The following is a 17,727-nucleotide window of genomic DNA, read 5'->3' on the forward strand; positions in this document are numbered from 1 at the left end:
GGCTCGCTTGTTGCGTTGTAAGAAATATCAACACCCATAGATGGGGTTGTTCATTCAACAAGGAGAATAATAATGTTTAAGCCTTTGACTCTACTATCTGTATCTGTACTAGCAGCGACCAGTTTTACCGCCGCAGCAAACTGTGACCCCGGTGAAACCGTGATTAAGTTCAGCCATGTAACCAATACAGATAAACACCCTAAAGGTATTGCTGCTTCGTTACTGGAACAACGTGTAAACGATGAACTAAATGGAAAAGTTTGTATGCAGGTTTTTCCTAACTCAACCCTATACGATGATGACAAAGTGCTGGAAGCTTTGTTAAACGGCGACGTGCAACTTGCTGCTCCTTCTCTATCTAAGTTTGAAAAATTCACCAAAAAATACCGTATTTTTGACCTCCCTTTCTTGTTTGAAGACGTTGCTGCTGTCGACCGTTTCCAAAACTCTGAAGCAGGAGAGAAACTGAAAAACGCGATGAAACGTCGCGGTTTACAGGGTTTGGCGTTTTGGCATAACGGCATGAAACAGATGTCGGCAAATCAGCCGTTGCTATCTCCCCAAGATGCAGAAGGTTTGAAGTTCCGAGTTCAAGCATCTGACGTATTGGTTGCTCAGTTTGAGCAGCTAGGTGCAAACCCTCAGAAAATGTCATTTAAAGAAGTTTATGGCGGCTTGCAGACTAAGGTTATCGATGGGCAAGAAAATACTTGGTCAAACATCTACGGTAAAAAATTCTTCGAAGTTCAAGATGGGATCACCGAAACCAACCACGGTATTTTGGACTATCTAGTGGTGACATCGAACGACTTTTGGAAAGGTCTTCCAGAGGATGTTCGCAACGACTTAAACACCATTATTCAAGAAGTCTCCGCGACGCGTAATGCGGAGTCGACCAAAGTTAATATGGCTAACAAGCAAAACATTATTGATGCAGGTGGTGTAGTGAGAACACTCAATGAGGCTCAGCGTCAAGAGTGGGTAACGGCACTTCAACCAGTGTGGAAGAAGTTTGAAAAAGACATTGGTGCCGATCTGATTGAAGCGGCACTGGCTTCAAATAACTAATTGCTGTTGTTTAGGGAGTACTTCTTATCGGGAAGAGGTACTCCCTTTTTTCTAGAGTGTAGTCGTATGAAACAGTCTATTTTTTCTAAAGTTGGAAAAGTAACAGATGCTATTGAGGAAACCTTGATAGCGCTGTTTTTGGGCGGAATGACGTTACTGACCTTTGCTAACGTTGTCTTTCGCTACGTATTTAATGACAACATCCTTTGGGCACTGGAGCTAACGGTATTTATGTTTGCGTGGATGGTACTGGTTGGTGCGTCCTATGGAGTCAAGAAGCACTTTCACATTGGTGTCGATGTCGTTATCAATTTAGCCCCAGAGAAACTGCGCAAGACCTATGCTGTCTTAGCCGCATTATGTTGTCTCACGTTCTCATTGTTACTTCTTATCGGGTCATGGAACTACTGGTATCCATTTGCAACAGAAAGAGCTTGGTATGAGACCGATGACATTCCCATGCCAGAAATGCTTCAATTCTTAGCCGATTGGCTCAATGAAGGCGAACGGTACGAGAAGATGCCACGGTTTATTCCTTATATGGCACTGCCTATTGGAATGGCATTACTGACATTGCGTTTTCTGCAAGCGACTTATCAGATAGCGACTGGAAAGTTAGATCGCTTAATTGCTGGCCACGAGGCGGAAGAAGATCTGGAAGCATTGAAAGCGGAAATGAGTGAAGCCGGAGATGCGATGTCACCAAAGTCAGATAACCGCAGGGAGCCATAATCGATGGATATTTTATTGTTGTTTGTAATGGTTATCGGCTTTATGTTGATTGGCGTGCCGATTGCCATCTCATTGGGTTTATCGAGCATACTGTTTTTGATGATGCACTCTGATGCGTCTTTGGCCTCAGTCGCTCAGACCCTGTTTAACGCCTTTGCTGGTCACTACACGCTACTTGCTATTCCGTTCTTTATTCTCGCTTCTAGCTTTATGTCTACAGGTGGAGTGGCGAAAAGAATTATTCGATTTGCCATTGCAATGGTCGGCTGGTTCCGAGGTGGTTTAGCGATGGCTTCCGTCGTAGCTTGTATGATGTTTGCTGCTTTGTCCGGTTCATCACCAGCGACCGTTGTTGCAATCGGTAGTATCGTTATCGCGGGTATGATTCGAAATGGGTACTCAAAAGAGTTTGCCGCAGGTGTGATCTGTAATGCGGGGACGCTAGGTATATTGATTCCACCGTCTATAGTAATGGTGGTATACGCCGCTGCGACAGATGTTTCAGTAGGCCGAATGTTTCTAGGTGGGGTGATACCCGGTTTGCTAGTCGGCGTCATGTTAATGATTGCTATCTATATCGCTGCTCGCTTTAAAAACTTACCCAAGCAACCCTTTGTCGGATGGAAAGAGATGTTTGATTCCGCCAAAGATGCAAGTTGGGGCTTGTTGCTGATCGTTATCATATTAGGTGGTATCTATGGTGGTGTGTTTACTCCTACCGAAGCAGCGGCCGTGGCAGCAGTTTATTCATTTTTGATCGCCAACTTTATCTACAAAGATATGGGACCGTTTGCCGACAAAGAGAATACCAAGCCAGCACTGGTCAAAGTGATGCAAACTTTTGTACACAAAGACACTAAGCATACCCTCTATGAGGCCGGTAAACTGACCATTATGCTTCTGTTTATCATTGCTAATGCGTTGATATTAAAACACGTGCTAACAGAAGAACGCATTCCGCAAATGATTACCGAATCCATGCTGTCAGCTGGGTTGGGGCCGATTACATTCTTGATTGTTGTGAACGTGTTGCTGTTAATCGGTGGTCAGTTTATGGAGCCTTCTGGTTTGCTGATTATCGTCGCGCCTTTGGTGTTCCCTATCGCAATAGCACTGGGTATCGATCCTATTCACCTTGGCATCATGATGGTGGTAAATATGGAGATTGGGATGATTACGCCTCCAGTTGGGCTTAACCTCTTTGTCACCGCAGGGGTCGCGAAAATGTCTATGATGAGCGTGGTTAAAGCTGCTCTACCATGGCTGGCAGTCATGTTCCTTTTCCTAATCATAGTGACTTACGTACCTTGGGTATCCACTTGGTTACCAACCACACTAATGGGGCCAGAAATAATTACTAAATAAAGGCCATCCATGACATCTTGCCCAGCCCACCAGCTGGGCTTTTTTTGCTTAGTGCCTACAACTTTAAAACCTGCAACGCGCTCTGTTTTATACCCAATTAAAACGGCAAAGAAACTTGCATTTTCTCGTTCTTTTTGCAAAGGCAAATACGGCGATTGTCGGCTATATTTATTGTCGACGATGCAACTATCCGGAGGCATTAAAAATGGAAATGCATCAGCATTCAATTAAAGATCTGTTTAACCAGCTTGGATTGGGGAGTACCGATTGGGAGATCAAAGATTTTATTGCTAAACACAGTGGTTTAGTTGTGGGAACGCCTATCCACGAGGCGTTTTTCTGGACAGACTCCCAGTCACAATTTCTCAAACAAGCGATTGATGAAGATGCAGACTGGGCGGAACTGGTGGATCAGTTAGACGCTATGTTGCGATATTGAGCGCTTTTTCTGCTATCGGTAAATGTCAGCCTAGAAGGCTGACATTTTTGCATGAAGGCAAAAACTTTAAATCATCATTCAAATGGCTCTTGTTTTGTCTTTTTGTCTAAAAATACTTTTCTAATTTCACCTCAATTATGTTTGATTTTTACTCAATGTCGTCCCATAGCCCCGCAACTTGGGAGCCATTAAATAAATTACAAAAAATAATAGGCAGTTAATTAAACATAAAACCAACAATGCCTTAGATAATGTTCGATCTCCCTTCAATTCTTAGCATACGTTCAATAGGCAATTAGGGAGGCTAAAATGAACGAAATGCTCTGTTTAACAATTAACGACTTTAAGCAAAAGATAGTGTTAATGTGTCAAGGGCTATTGATTGGGGGGATCTGCTTTCTACTTGTGGCCTGTGGCAGCGAATCAGATGAAGGACAAGCGTCTGACGTCAATGTTGTTGTTTCAGGTAAGGAGAGCAGTGACACCTCAGATACGACACAAAGCAATGGTGAGCCAGATAGTGAGCCTAGTGATGTTGATAATAGTGCGTTCACTCTGTCACTTGATACTCAAGTATCAGAACCTTTTGCGCCTTCAAAAGACGGCAATAATCTGGCCTATACCCTTTATTCATCAGATGGACTACCAATTGCAAATCAGATCGTTACCTTGGTTCTAGAAGGCAACGCTGAATTTGATGAAAAAAGTGCGTTTAGTAATAGAGACAACGTTGATTTTAAAAACTATCACTACGATAAATCCAAGCAAACGATATCGGTGAAAACTGATTCTAATGGCCGTTTTGATGTTTCCGTTTTCTCTGTCACACCGGGACAAGTTGTTCTTCATGCATATGTCGATTTTGTCGAACTCTTTAACCAGTCTTTTGAGATTGATAATAACCTTCGAGATAACACCATTTCAGAACTTTCGATTATCGGTGCTGTTTCCCCCGTTTATCAAGGACTAACTGGTGTTACAAAAATAGCTTTGATTGGGGTTCTCGATGAATTTGGTAACCGTTTTACTGACGTAAATATAGACAGTGTGAGTGCCAGTATTGCGGATTCCAATGCAACCGATGCCCAACACATTGAGGTGAATATATCCAACTCTACTTCAAGTGATGGGGTGTTGGTTTTAGGTGCCAAGATTGAAAACAACGGTCAACCGCAGGACAATGAAGTTATTGTCAGTTACGATCCTACGCCTCTAAATACCAACAATTCTGATGTACTCGAAGTTAGAGTTCCAATTACCTTTCAAGGTATTCCCGCTAGCGCTTCACAGTTTACGCATTACATCGACGCTAGTAACTCTGGCACTAATAGTGAAGCACAAGGTGCGATAGAGTTTGTAACTGATGATACTGGAATAGTCACGGGAGCCGTTGTTTACAATCCCACAAACCATCAGGTTTCGGAAGTCAGCTTTGTACCGACTTTGGAGCAAGATGAAGAAAGCGCGATTGCTTTGTTGCCGGAAAGTATCGAAGTGGACGAAGGGTCTGCGCAAGTTACTCAATATGAAGTGGTCACCAAAAATCAAGATGGCATTACGCTTTCCACTGCGAAAACCTCGACTATATCGTTTGAAGAAAATGGGGTCGTTAAAACCAGTGCGATTACTGAAACAAGTTATCGGTCTGATGCCTATGATTTTGCGCCTGCCTCTGACGTGCCAGACAGACTAACGCTTCTAGATAGTCTTAGCGGTAGCGTGAAAGAGACTACTATAACATTGCCCGATGGCAGCGTGTCTTCAACGGCTGTGCAATTTAACGCCATGGCTGATGGTAGCGTCGTTACAGCGAATAAGACGATCAAATTCGATTTACCAAACGAACAATCCAGCTCTTCTATTGGTGGGAAATTATCGGGTGACGTTGAGGAGATCACCGTTGTAAAAACAGATGCGAATGGTGAAGTTATACAGCAACAAACGGTGGTAAGAGGTCAAAATCCTCAAGGCGAGGCCGTCGTCGCTGAGAGTGATTATCAGGCTGACAGTAAGCTTGAGATCAATGGGGAAGTAGTGGCGGGCGCAGTGGCTCAATCAAAAGTCGTTTACTTGGATGAAAACAATAACAAGATAGAAGAGCAACTCAATACCGTTAAACCTGATGATGGCGAAGTGGTGATCGCTCCTATTGTTACTCACCTTTCGGTTGCCAACGGTGTTTCTACTACCATTAATACGCCGTTTTCAAGTGTGGCATCTGATGCCGTAGTGAGTTCAATGGCATCAAATTTTGAAAGAGAGTACGGCATCGACTTTGATGGATGGGGCATTTCAAAACGAGTGGTTCCATCGATAGTCGCAGATGTACATCACTACGATAGCGTGTTGAAAAAAATACTCAATGACGGTGGCGAGACACTCTTGAGAACCATGTTGACTAACTACCCAATCACTAGCCACATTAGAGAAGTCACGGCGATTTCTCCAGCGGGAAAAAATGTCACACTTTTGCATCGTCCCATTGAACTTGATAGCCGAGGAATGACTTTCAATAAGCAAGAGTTAATCGAAGGAAGACTGGAGAAAATCATCTTTGGACGAGCCTACGAAAGGGTATCAATTATGACTCTTGAGGATGGACGAACCTATCTCAATGGATACAATGCGCAGGTCAATATCGCGTCAACATTACCAGAAAAAGATAGAGCGCAGGATTCTGCAGGTAACTGGTATATCAAAAATGTTGAAACAGAGATGCTACTCGATGTAAAAGACCACGACACGTATAATACTAGCCTCTATTTTGTGCTGCTTGCCTATCCAGGGGAGAAAAAGCGTTTAGTCTGTATTCGTGGCTCAGGTGCGAGGGGATCAGCCGCGATGCCTGCACAAGCATACGATACTTGCGAGTATGTTAATCATCATTATCAGGATTTAAATTGGATAAGGGCCTTTCCTGATATCTCGGGCACTTCTGGCTCGAAGGCTGAACATGCGTTTGCATTAACCATGTCTCGCGAAGAAAAAGGGGTAGAGTCGGACACGGTAGTGTCGGGAAGTTTTACGGCAATCGCAGAAGAGGGATCGCTGCTGTGCCAAAAAGGAGTCTGCACATTTTTAGAGGATGTTATCTCGGCGCAAAAGGCACCAGTTAACCCTTACGTCGATCTTCAGGGGGCTGATTTTAGGCTCTATGACGCAGGTAGTCATTTGTATGTTTATGGCGACAGCGATGAAGATGGTGTAGACGGCGTTCAATTGTACAAACGAACGGCTAGTGGCAACACGGTGTTGACCCAATCTGATGGTGAATATGTTACTCGTGCTGATGGGCAAAACTGGGATTACCGGATCGACTACAAAGCCTATTCACCTTGGCAGCCAGTTAGAGAAGACCGCCAGTACGATGGTATTCGAGTTGTGACACCCGATGACCAAATTTACTATTTAGTGAAAACTGGCCAAAACCCACCAATTGCAGATATTGATCTCACAGAGTTTTGCTCATCAAAGTGGTTTGTTGAACAGCCTGACTTTTATGTGGTCACCAATGAACTCGATGCTGAACCATATATTGCGCAATGGAATAATCGCTATCAGACTTCTTATAGCTCAGCGGATATCGATTGGAACACTTGTTTGCGTTACCAAGGGTTAAATGTCTCTCAACTTACAGAGGACCAATATGATAAACGTTTGGTGATGAAAGATGGTTCTTTCATGTTTTTTAACTCGGACGGTGTAAATGGTTATTCAGCGGTCGATGGCCTAGAGCATTTGGTCGGCAAAAAAGGCGTGATGAAACATGTATTTCCCTTTATCGAAACCGTGTTTTTTGAAGGGGATAACGGTGTCGATTCTTGGTATTGGTATACCAATAGAACGGTGCCGTATGAGTCCACCAGCTACGATGGCAGTGCGACTCAGTTTTACGTTCCGGACTCTAATGACCCTAGAAATTTGTCTGACAATGACTCCGCAGTACGCGACTATTTAAACAGTTCAGTGGGTTTTCGAGATATATACAAAGTGACGGATTCTCTCGGCGAGGGGGGATGATGGGTGTACCAGCTATCCCTCACGACGACGAGCCATTTAATACATTTTATGTGACGGAAAATAGCCAAGGTTATTATGACTTATCAATGTTTACTGGGTCATCTCTTGATTCTGGGTTAGCATCGACTAAGGTGGCTTTGGACGAAATCAGCAATGTAATTAAAGCGAGTATTAATCCGGGCTCAGTAAGTCGAACAAGAGCATTTTATTATTACAAAGGTGACGGCGAATTTGGGTTGAGAATTTCTGGAGCTGAAGGGTATGGACAATTTGTCGGGACAAACCCAAGCGATGATATTGATGACGCTTGCCTAGCCTTTGTAAAACCGGATTCGCGGCACACACCAAATAGTGGCCATTGTTCTGTCCACATACCAGCGCAATAACCCTTGCTACTGGTGTGTGACATGTTATTAAGGGGGCGTTTACTCCCCCTTATAATTTTCCTTTTCTAATCCGTATTTTTGCATTTTGTCGTATAACGTCTTTCGCGCTAACTGTAAGTATTCCATCGTGCCTTTGATGCTTCCTTGGTGGCTAATCAGGGCTTGTTCGATCACTCCCTTCTCAAATTCCGCTACTTGTTCCGAAAGACTGGTTGAAATGTCAGTCTGTCGATCTTGTTCGGTTATTAAATCTAGCTTGCCTAGTAACACAAACCTTTCGGCAGCGTTGCGAAGCTCGCGAACATTACCCGGCCAATTGTGGTTCATAAGTTGGTGCATCTCATTGGGCGATATTGCAGCGGCGGTTTTGCCATAACGGGCGGCAGCGACTAACAGAAAGTGATGAAACAGTGCTGGGATATCTTCTTTGCGCTCGCGAAGTGCTGGTAAATCTAAGGTCACGACGTTTAGTCGATAGTAGAGGTCCTGTCGAAACTCCCCTTTTTCAGCAGCGTGTTTTAAATCGACTTTGGTCGCGGCGATGACGCGAATATCGAGAGGAATAAGCTCATTAGAACCTATTCTTTCGAATACTCGCTCTTGCAACACGCGCAATAAACGAATTTGCGCTTGCATCGGCATTGACTCTATTTCATCGAGAAAAAGGGTACCGTTTTGTGCGTGCTCTAGTTTGCCGATACGTTGTTTATCTGCGCTGGTAAATGCCCCTTTTTCATGGCCGTATAGTTCGCTTTCAATCAAGTTTTCCGGCACAGCACCGCAGTTGATAGCGACGAAGTTGTGCTCCCTGCGAGAGCTTTGCTCGTGGATAGAACGGGCGAACAGCTCTTTACCCGTGCCTGTTTCGCCAAATAGCAATATGTCAGCATCGGTATCTGCAATACTTGTTATGGTGTCACGCAGTTGTTGAATGGCACAGTGATCACCAATGATTCTAGGTCCGAGAGTTTTACTGGCTTTTAGGCTGCGTTTTAGTTCATAATTTTCAAGAGTGAGGTTGCGTTTATCGATGGCTCGTCGAGTCGTGTCTAGCAGCCTATCGATAGAAAAAGGTTTTTCTATAAAGTCATAAGCGCCATTTCTCAGGGCGTTGACGGCCATAGAAATGTCGCCATGACCTGTTATCAAAATAACGGGGACCTCGGAATCTTGATGCAAAACCGAAGTTAGCATATTTTCGCCAGATAAACCGGGTAGGCATATATCCGTGATGATAGCCTTGGGCATTTGTTGTTGTTTTATCTCTAGTAGCGCTTCTTCAGCATTAGCAAAGAACTTAGCGCTTATTTCTTCTAATTCGAAACTTTGCGAAATAGCTTCGCGAATATCGCTTTCATCATCGATAAAAAAGACGTCGTACATATGGCAGTCCCAAATTCATTATCTATTCACATTTCACCGAGAGAGTGATAGTGAATCTCGCTCCACCTAATGGAGATCTCGCTAGTGTGAGATCCCCATCCATGGCTTGTAAAATCTGTTGCGATATCGATAGCCCGAGCCCGAGCCCATTTTTTTTGGTGGTGTAAAAGGGTTCAAACAGGTGTGGCTTTACATCACTGCTTATCCCAGGACCGTTGTCATCGATATCGATCATCAGTTTTCCAGTGTCTATTCGGCAAGAGAGGTGTATCTCTCTTTTTGAAGTGTCTTCCAAAGCCTGAATAGCGTTGGTCATAAGGTTAATGATCACCTGCTCTAGCTGAATAGCATTGATATCAGAGCGGGTATCGGCTGCGGTCAAATCCGTGACGAGTTGGACTTGCTTGGATTTGATTGGCGCAGCGATCAATTCTAAGGCCGATTGGATTACAGGTTTGATGTTAAGAAGGGCTCTTTCGCTACTGTCTGTTTTGCGAGCAAAAGATTTTAACTGCTCGCTGATCTTAGCCATCCTGTCGGTCAGTTTCGATATTCTGCCTAAGTTGTCATCCACACGGTCATATTTTTCTTTTGCCAAGAAGCGTTGACCATTGTCTGCGAAGCTGCGGATGGCAGCGAGAGGGTTGTTCAGTTCGTGGCTGATACTGGCTGACATTTGACCCAATACGGCGAGCTTTGCCGCTTGAACCAGTTCATTTTGAGTTTGTCTCAGAGCGGTTTCAGCTCTTGAACGTTCATGGATCTCCGCCTGAAGTTCAGCGGTGCGTTCCATCACTTGAAACTCTAGCTTTTGTTTAGCTTCCGTTTGCATCTGCTGCAACATGCGGTTTTTGAGCTTTCTTTGCTGGGAGAGCAATTGCAGCAAAAACACAATGGCAAACACGAGTGTAAGGATCATACCAAACCCAAGCGCAGACCAAAGCAAACGCACTTTAGGGCTCAATACTCTAATATCGAGATCGAATTCATTGAGCTTTCGAGATGAAACTACAAAGTCACCATGCCACCCACCCTGATAGGGGTTGACTAGCTCCGCTACGGGTTGGTCGAGATCCCCAATCAAACCCAATGAGCGTATCTCCGCATCTAAATACTGGCGACTATTTCTAATTTTGGTGCGAACAGACTCGGGAAGTGAAACCAAACTCTTAAACAACCACTGCGGATTACTCGACATAAACACCACGTTGTGAGTATCTGTCGCGACAAAGGTGTTTTGCTTACTTACCCAGTTCTCTTCAATGGCGGATAAGTCCATTTTAATGACCAGTACCCCGATAATTTCGGCAGCGAGTATCACTGGGTAGGAGTAATAGTAACCGCGTTGTCCTGAAGTTGAGCCCAGCGCGAAATATTGGCTACTGCGGTTCTCCATCGCGTTGCTAAAGTACGGTCGCCAAGCAAAGTTTTTACCCACAAATGATCGTTCTATATTCCAGTTACTTGAAGCAATAGTCTGACCGTCGATATTGAGCAAATAGGTATCAGCAGCTTGGATAACGAGGTTGACTTCTTCCAAATATCGATTGGTTACTTCAATTTGTGCGGGGTTGCTCGGATCTAACAGCGCATCGCTGATTTCGGGATCTTTCGATATTAATCTAGGCAAATGGGCGTATTTGTCTAGTTTTGTAGCGATGTGGCTGGAAAAGCGGTCCAGTTGCGCTTGATGTTGCAAAAGCAAGTCTTGGTAGAGCTGTCCCCAAACCAATTTTGTTCCAACGCCGAGACATAAAAGATACAAGACAAAAAGATAGAGATTGGCTTTGCGCATAATCCAGTGTGCCCTCCTTGCCTCGACTGCTATCCGTTATAGATATACAGCCTATCGGTTTTTGTTGCTCATCTGTTTAAAAAGATGACAATAATGCGGATCAAAACAGGACAAAGATCTCTTTTTTCCGCGAAACTTAAAAAAAAGCCTCGTTTCTCTTGAAAAACGGGGTAATGTCCCCATTTCTTTGTCCATAGGTGCTTAAAGCTGGTGTTTTTTGAGCCAGTTGAATGAGAAATTAGGAGTTTGGCGGCACTATCTCCGGTAACGTCTCGACAGAGGTGAAACAGGTCGTTAGAATGCTGCGTCTAAATTTTTAATCCTGAGACTAATGGGAGATACCTTTACTGTTAAATAGTGAAGATATCGCTGATTAGTGCGGCTCCAAGTGATGGGGTCGATTCTCGCTTAATGTAAGTACTCAAATGAGTACAAACAAGGATGAAGTCGTTGAGTTTATACCAGCGACTCATATGCTCAGCCCAAGCTGAGCCATTTTTGAGGTTATGAAATAATGCAAGTTACTGTTGAAACGCTAGAGGGCCTACAGCGCCGTCTGAACATTACTGTTCCAGCTGCAAACATCGAAGATGCAGTTACAGCTGAACTACGCAACATCGCTAAAAACCGTCGTTTCGATGGTTTCCGCAAAGGTAAAGTACCTTTGAAAATGGTTGCTAAGATGTACGGTAAGGCAGTACGTCAAGACGTTCTTGGTGAAGTGATGCAGCGTCACTTTATCGAAGCGATTGTAAAAGAAAAAATCAACCCAGCAGGCGCACCAACGTTTGAACCAGTTGAAACCAAAGAAGGTGAAGACCTAGTATTTAACGCAAGCTTCGAAGTATACCCAGAAGTTGAGCTTAAAGGCCTAGAAAATATCACTGTTGAAAAGCCTCAAGCTGAAGTTAAAGATGCAGACGTTGAAGAGATGATCGATACTCTACGTAAGCAACAAGCAACTTGGGTTGAAGTTGAAGAAGCGGCAGAAGAAGGCAAGCGTGCAACGATCGATTTCGTTGGTTCTATCGATGGCGAAGAGTTTGAAGGCGGAAAAGCTGACAACTTCCCTCTAGAAATGGGCGCTGGTCGCATGATCCCAGGTTTTGAAGACGGTGTTGCAGGTAAGACTGCTGGCATGGAATTTGAAATCGACGTTACTTTCCCAGAAGACTACCACGCTGAAAACCTAAAAGGTAAAGAAGCTAAGTTTGCAATTAAAGTAAACAAAGTTGAAGCGCGTGAACTTCCTGAGCTAAACGACGAGTTTGTTGCTAAATTTGGTGTAGCTGAAGGTGGCGTTGACGCACTTAAAGCTGAAGTTCGCAAGAACATGGAACGCGAGCTTAAGCAAGCTGTTAAGAACCGCATCAAAGAGCAGGCGCTTGACGGTCTAGTAAACGAAAACGACATCGATGTACCAGCAGCACTAATCGACCAAGAAATTGGTGTACTGCGTCAGCAGGCAGCTCAGCGTTTCGGTGGTAACCCAGAAGCAGCAGAGCAGCTACCGCGTGAACTGTTTGAAGAGCAAGCTAAGCGTCGCGTAGTGGTTGGTCTTCTTCTAGGTGAAGTAATCAAGTCTGAAGAGCTAAAAGCTGACGACGAAAAAGTGAATGCGCTTATCCAAGAGATGGCGACTGCATACGAAGACCCAAGCGAAGTAGTTTCTTACTACGAGCAGAACGAGCAAATGATGAACAACATGCGCAACGTAGCTCTAGAAGAACAAGCGATCGACGCGATCATTGCTAAAGCTCAAGTAACTGAAAAAGAAGTTGCTTTCAACGAGCTAATGAACCAACCTGGTCAATAAGCAATATATTGCGTAGAAGGTTGACGACCCGTTAACTATTCTGCTAACAATGGTCCGTATGATAAACATCATCCGGACCATTTATTTTAGGGACATAAGAATATGAGCTACCAAGACAAAAACGCAATGTCACCCATTGTGAATGCCCTCGTACCCATGGTGGTAGAACAAACATCCCGCGGCGAGCGTTCTTACGACATTTATTCTCGCCTTCTCAAAGAGCGTGTGATTTTCCTGACCGGTCAGGTAGAAGACCAGATGGCAAACCTCGTTGTTGCTCAGTTGCTATTCCTAGAGTCTGAAAACCCAGACAAAGACATTTTCCTCTACATTAACTCGCCTGGTGGCAGTGTGACTGCGGGTATGTCGATTTACGACACAATGCAGTACATCAAGCCAAATGTTAGTACAGTGTGTATGGGCCAAGCATGCTCAATGGGTGCTTTCCTACTCGCTGGTGGCGCACCGGGTAAGCGTTATGCGTTGCCAAATGCACGCGTAATGATTCACCAGCCACTTGGAGGTTTCCAAGGGCAAGCATCGGATATTCAAATCCATGCACAAGAGATTCTTTCGATCAAACAGAAGTTGAACGGCTTGCTTGCAGAGCACACTGGTCAGCCACTAGAAGTGATCGAACGCGACACGGATCGCGATAACTTTATGTCAGCAGATCAAGCTGTAGAATACGGTTTGGTGGATTCAGTATTAAGCCGAGCGCCAACAGAATAACAGCAAATTGTTTAGCGCAATTCGGATTAAATTGATATACACTCAAATCATAGAGAGTAAGGCTAAGAGGTTAGCGAATGACTGATAAAAGCAAAGAGGGTGGTAGTAATAAACTGCTGTACTGCTCTTTCTGTGGTAAAAGCCAGCACGAAGTTCGCAAGCTAATTGCCGGCCCTTCCGTATACATTTGCGATGAGTGTGTGGACTTATGTAACGACATCATCCGCGAAGAGATCAAAGATGTTCTACCGAAGAAGCAATCTGAGGCGTTACCAACGCCAAAAGATATTCGCGAACACCTTGATGACTACGTGATTGGGCAGGATTACGCAAAGAAAGTGCTAGCGGTTGCGGTATACAACCACTATAAGCGTTTACGAAATGGTGACACGACCAGTGAAGGTGTTGAACTCGGCAAGAGTAACATTCTTCTTATTGGTCCTACAGGTAGTGGTAAAACGCTGCTGGCTGAAACTTTGGCCCGTTTCCTAGACGTACCATTTACCATGGCTGATGCAACTACGCTAACCGAAGCTGGTTATGTAGGTGAAGACGTTGAAAACATTATTCAGAAGCTTCTGCAAAAATGTGATTACGACGTTGCGAAAGCTGAGCGTGGTATCGTTTATATCGATGAAATCGACAAGATTTCTCGCAAAGCTGAAAACCCATCAATCACGCGCGACGTTTCAGGTGAAGGTGTTCAGCAAGCTCTGTTAAAACTGATTGAAGGTACTGTTGCTTCGGTTCCGCCACAAGGTGGTCGTAAGCATCCTCAACAAGAATTCTTGCAAGTAGATACTTCTAAGATTCTCTTTATCTGTGGCGGTGCGTTTGCCGGTCTAGATAAAGTGGTTGAGCAGCGTGTTGAAACCGGTTCAGGCATTGGCTTTGGAGCGGATATCCGTTCTAAAGAGAGAGTAAGTCTCTGAGCGACTTGTTTACACAAGTTGAACCAGAAGATTTGGTTAAGTACGGTCTTATTCCTGAGTTCATTGGTCGTCTTCCAGTAACGACAACCTTGACTGAACTGGACGAAGACGCACTGATTCAAATCCTGAGCGAGCCTAAAAACGCGCTTACAAAACAGTATGCGGCACTGTTTGAACTTGAAGACACTGAGCTTGAGTTCCGCGATGATGCCCTGCGTGCTATTGCTAAGAAAGCGATGGAGCGTAAAACGGGTGCTCGTGGTCTTCGTTCAATTCTCGAAGGCGTATTACTAGAAACCATGTATGACTTACCTTCAACACCGGAAGTCAGCAAGGTAGTAATCGATGAATCTGTTATCAAAGGCGAGTCTGAGCCATTGATGATTTACAGCAATTCAGACAATCAAGCAGCAGGCGCAGAGTCCTAAAGCGAGCGATTTAAAAAAGGAGGTAGTTAATACCTCCTTTTTTTTATTCTTTTATTGAATCCAATAAATTAGCCCCCATATACTGCTCTAAGAACTAAGCGGAAGAGAGAAGAATATGAACTTGGAACGTTCCGAACGTATCGAGATCCCAGTACTGCCTCTACGAGATGTAGTGGTATACCCGCACATGGTCATTCCACTGTTTGTTGGCCGGGAAAAATCGATTGCCTGTCTAGAGGCAGCAATGGATAACAATAAACAGGTTCTGCTTGTGGCTCAAAAGCAAGCTGAAACTGATGAACCTGCAAAAGAAGATCTGTTTGATGTTGGTACTGTTGCCACTATTCTTCAACTACTGAAACTGCCGGACGGTACAGTGAAAGTGTTAGTTGAAGGTCAGCAACGCGCTAAAATTAATCACTTTATTGAAAATGATTTCTTCTTGGCGGAAGCCCAATTTTTAACCACTCCTGAGCTAGAAGAAAAAGAACAAGAAGTGATTGTTCGCAGTGCGATCAATCAGTTTGAAGGCTTTATCAAGCTCAATAAGAAGATCCCGCCAGAAGTATTAACATCACTCAATGGCATCGACGAGGCGGCTCGCCTAGCGGATACCATTGCGGCACACATGCCACTCAAGCTCGACGATAAGCAAAACGTACTTGAAATACTAGACGTGAGCGAACGACTTGAGTTCCTAATGGGCCAAATGGAATCGGAAATCGATCTGCTGCAAGTTGAAAAGCGCATCCGTGGACGCGTTAAAAAGCAGATGGAAAAATCTCAGCGCGAGTACTACCTGAACGAGCAGATGAAAGCGATTCAGAAAGAACTCGGCGAGATGGACGATGCGCCAGACGAGTTTGAGACGCTTAAGAAGAAGATTGAAGAGTCGAAAATGCCTCAGGAAGCTCGTGAGAAAACCGAGCAAGAGCTGCAGAAACTTAAGATGATGTCACCTATGTCTGCGGAAGCAACCGTAGTGCGTGGTTACATCGACTGGATGGTTGGTGTTCCTTGGAACAAACGTTCTAAAGTGAAGAAGAACCTAGCCAAAGCAGAAGAGGTTTTGAACGAAGACCACTACGGTCTAGAGCGCGTGAAAGAACGCATTCTTGAATACCTCGCGGTTCAAAATCGTATTAATAAACTGAAAGGCCCGATCCTCTGTCTTGTTGGTCCTCCTGGTGTTGGTAAAACTTCTCTGGGGCGTTCTATTGCTTCTGCAACCGGACGTAAGTACGTACGCATGGCGTTGGGTGGGGTACGAGATGAAGCGGAAATCCGTGGACATCGCCGCACTTACATCGGTTCCATGCCAGGTAAGCTGATTCAGAAAATGTCGAAAGTTGGTGTTAAGAACCCGCTCTTCCTATTGGATGAGATCGACAAGATGTCTTCTGATATGCGTGGTGACCCGTCGTCGGCACTGTTAGAGGTGTTAGACCCAGAGCAAAACAATGCGTTTAACGACCACTACCTAGAAGTCGATTACGACCTATCTGATGTAATGTTTGTCGCGACGTCAAACTCAATGAACATTCCAGGCCCATTACTAGACCGTATGGAAGTGATTCGCCTATCGGGTTACACCGAAGATGAAAAGCTGAATATTGCTAAACGCCACCTTGTTGAGAAGCAAGTGAAACGCAATGGTCTGAAACCGCATGAGATTGAAATTGAAGACTCAGCGATTATCGGAATTATCCGTTACTACACACGTGAAGCGGGTGTGCGTAGTCTAGAGCGAGAAATATCAAAACTTTGCCGCAAAGCAGTGAAGAACATTCTATTGGATAGCGAACTTAAGACGGTCACTATCTCAATGGAAAACCTAAAAGATTACTTAGGTGTTCAACGCCACGACTACGGCAAAGCAGACGATAGCAACCGCATTGGTCAAGTGACTGGTTTGGCATGGACCGAAGTTGGTGGTGATCTGCTTACCATTGAAACGGAAGCGATGCCGGGTAAAGGCAAGCTAACTCAAACCGGTTCTCTTGGCGATGTGATGCAGGAATCGATTCAAGCAGCGATGACGGTTGTGCGTTCTCGTGCAGATAAACTGGGCATCAATAGCGATTTCTATGAGAAACGCGATATCCATGTGCACGTACCAGAAGGCGCTACGCCTAAAGATGGGCCAAGTGCGGGTATCGCAATGTGTACAGCCTTGGTTTCTAGCTTGACAGGTAACCCAGTTAAAGCAGAAGTTGCCATGACAGGTGAAATTACCCTTCGCGGTGAAGTTTTACCTATTGGTGGACTGAAAGAGAAACTGTTAGCCGCTCACCGCGGTGGTATTAAGACAGTGTTGATTCCTAAAGACAATGAACGCGATTTGGAAGAGATTCCAGATAACGTAATCGCCGATCTAAAAGTGATTCCAGTTCAATGGATCGACGATGTTCTTAAGGTTGCGCTTGAAAAAGACCCGATAGGTGTTGAATTTGAAGCTGTAAAATAGTGATGTGCAGCAAAAATAAGTAAAAGATTACGCTGATTAGCCCAAAAAAGGCTTGTCAGCGTTTTTTTTGGGCGCTAACGTTAGCCTCTATAGCTCAAAGCCTTGTTAGATAACGGTCTGAGCTAGATTTGAAACTAAAATGGAACGAAAGCTGCCGTTAAAAA

Annotated in this window: 11 protein-coding genes and 1 pseudogene; 10 read left to right on the plus strand and 2 right to left on the minus strand. The window is 44.5% G+C overall.

Features of this window, described 5'->3' with window-relative positions; translation table 11 throughout:
- Nucleotides 1–72 precede the first annotated feature (72 nt).
- From BLO31_RS13325 to BLO31_RS13350, 6 genes are all read left to right on the plus strand, one after another.
- The gene (locus BLO31_RS13325) at nt 73–1,068 is read left to right on the plus strand and encodes a DctP family TRAP transporter solute-binding subunit (protein WP_070967389.1); all 996 of its coding nucleotides are present in this window, start codon (nt 73–75) and stop codon (nt 1,066–1,068) included.
- 66 nt (nt 1,069–1,134) lie between these two features.
- The gene (locus BLO31_RS13330) at nt 1,135–1,800 is read left to right on the plus strand and encodes a TRAP transporter small permease (protein WP_070967392.1); all 666 of its coding nucleotides are present in this window, start codon (nt 1,135–1,137) and stop codon (nt 1,798–1,800) included.
- Nucleotides 1,801–1,803: 3 nt separating this feature from the next.
- Nucleotides 1,804–3,165, plus strand: a complete 1,362-nt coding sequence (locus tag BLO31_RS13335; protein ID WP_070967395.1) for a TRAP transporter large permease — start codon at nt 1,804–1,806, stop codon at nt 3,163–3,165.
- A 205-nt stretch (nt 3,166–3,370) separates the two neighbouring features.
- Entirely contained in the window at nt 3,371–3,604 is a 234-nt protein-coding gene (locus tag BLO31_RS13340; protein WP_070967398.1) for a DUF2789 family protein, read from the plus strand.
- Between the two features lie 309 nt (nt 3,605–3,913).
- Entirely contained in the window at nt 3,914–7,624 is a 3,711-nt protein-coding gene (locus tag BLO31_RS13345; protein WP_070967401.1) for a hypothetical protein, read from the plus strand.
- Entirely contained in the window at nt 7,621–8,010 is a 390-nt protein-coding gene (locus BLO31_RS13350; protein WP_139159008.1) for a hypothetical protein, read from the plus strand. Before BLO31_RS13345 ends, BLO31_RS13350 begins: the two co-directional genes overlap by 4 nt.
- A 39-nt stretch (nt 8,011–8,049) precedes the next feature.
- On the opposite strand, the gene BLO31_RS13355 is transcribed toward BLO31_RS13350, so the two are convergent.
- Both BLO31_RS13355 and BLO31_RS13360 read right to left on the minus strand, forming a co-directional pair.
- Nucleotides 8,050–9,393, minus strand: coding sequence for a sigma-54-dependent transcriptional regulator (locus BLO31_RS13355; RefSeq protein WP_070967407.1), 1,344 nt, complete (start codon nt 9,391–9,393; stop codon nt 8,050–8,052).
- 22 nt (nt 9,394–9,415) lie between these two features.
- Nucleotides 9,416–11,188, minus strand: coding sequence for a sensor histidine kinase (locus tag BLO31_RS13360; protein ID WP_070967411.1), 1,773 nt, complete (start codon nt 11,186–11,188; stop codon nt 9,416–9,418).
- 514 nt (nt 11,189–11,702) lie between these two features.
- Between BLO31_RS13360 and tig the strand changes: the two genes are divergently transcribed.
- The 4 genes and pseudogenes from tig to lon all read left to right on the plus strand — a co-directional run bounded on the left by tig (nt 11,703) and on the right by lon (nt 17,563).
- Nucleotides 11,703–13,004 carry a trigger factor gene (tig, locus tag BLO31_RS13365; protein WP_070967415.1) on the plus strand — a complete coding sequence of 434 codons (1,302 nt, stop codon included), beginning with the start codon at nt 11,703–11,705 and terminating at the stop codon, nt 13,002–13,004.
- Nucleotides 13,005–13,106: 102 nt separating this feature from the next.
- Nucleotides 13,107–13,736 carry an ATP-dependent Clp endopeptidase proteolytic subunit ClpP gene (clpP, locus tag BLO31_RS13370; RefSeq protein ID WP_070967418.1) on the plus strand — a complete coding sequence of 210 codons (630 nt, stop codon included), beginning with the start codon at nt 13,107–13,109 and terminating at the stop codon, nt 13,734–13,736.
- Nucleotides 13,737–13,813: 77 nt separating this feature from the next.
- A pseudogene (gene clpX / locus BLO31_RS13375) lies at nt 13,814–15,096 on the plus strand (ATP-dependent protease ATP-binding subunit ClpX).
- 115 nt (nt 15,097–15,211) lie between these two features.
- On the plus strand, nt 15,212–17,563 hold the full coding sequence (gene lon, locus BLO31_RS13380) for an endopeptidase La (RefSeq protein ID WP_070967421.1): 2,352 nt from the start codon (nt 15,212–15,214) through the stop codon (nt 17,561–17,563).
- The last annotated feature ends 164 nt before the right edge of the window (nt 17,564–17,727 follow it).

The sequence above is a fragment of the Vibrio sonorensis genome (assembly GCF_001854765.1).
GTDB lineage: Bacteria > Pseudomonadota > Gammaproteobacteria > Enterobacterales > Vibrionaceae > Vibrio > Vibrio sonorensis.

Excerpts from the sequence above, each read along its gene's own strand:
- BLO31_RS13325 (WP_070967389.1), top strand. The coding sequence starts at position 73 with ATGTTTAAGCCTTTGACTCTACTATCTGTATCTGTACTAGCAGCGACC.
- BLO31_RS13330 (WP_070967392.1), top strand. The coding sequence starts at position 1,135 with ATGAAACAGTCTATTTTTTCTAAAGTTGGAAAAGTAACAGATGCTATT.
- BLO31_RS13335 (WP_070967395.1), top strand. The coding sequence starts at position 1,804 with ATGGATATTTTATTGTTGTTTGTAATGGTTATCGGCTTTATGTTGATT.
- BLO31_RS13340 (WP_070967398.1), top strand. The coding sequence starts at position 3,371 with ATGGAAATGCATCAGCATTCAATTAAAGATCTGTTTAACCAGCTTGGA.
- BLO31_RS13345 (WP_070967401.1), top strand. The coding sequence starts at position 3,914 with ATGAACGAAATGCTCTGTTTAACAATTAACGACTTTAAGCAAAAGATA.
- BLO31_RS13350 (WP_139159008.1), top strand. The coding sequence starts at position 7,621 with ATGATGGGTGTACCAGCTATCCCTCACGACGACGAGCCATTTAATACA.
- BLO31_RS13355 (WP_070967407.1), bottom strand. The coding sequence starts at position 9,393 with ATGTACGACGTCTTTTTTATCGATGATGAAAGCGATATTCGCGAAGCT.
- BLO31_RS13360 (WP_070967411.1), bottom strand. The coding sequence starts at position 11,188 with ATGCGCAAAGCCAATCTCTATCTTTTTGTCTTGTATCTTTTATGTCTC.
- tig (WP_070967415.1), top strand. The coding sequence starts at position 11,703 with ATGCAAGTTACTGTTGAAACGCTAGAGGGCCTACAGCGCCGTCTGAAC.
- clpP (WP_070967418.1), top strand. The coding sequence starts at position 13,107 with ATGAGCTACCAAGACAAAAACGCAATGTCACCCATTGTGAATGCCCTC.
- lon (WP_070967421.1), top strand. The coding sequence starts at position 15,212 with ATGAACTTGGAACGTTCCGAACGTATCGAGATCCCAGTACTGCCTCTA.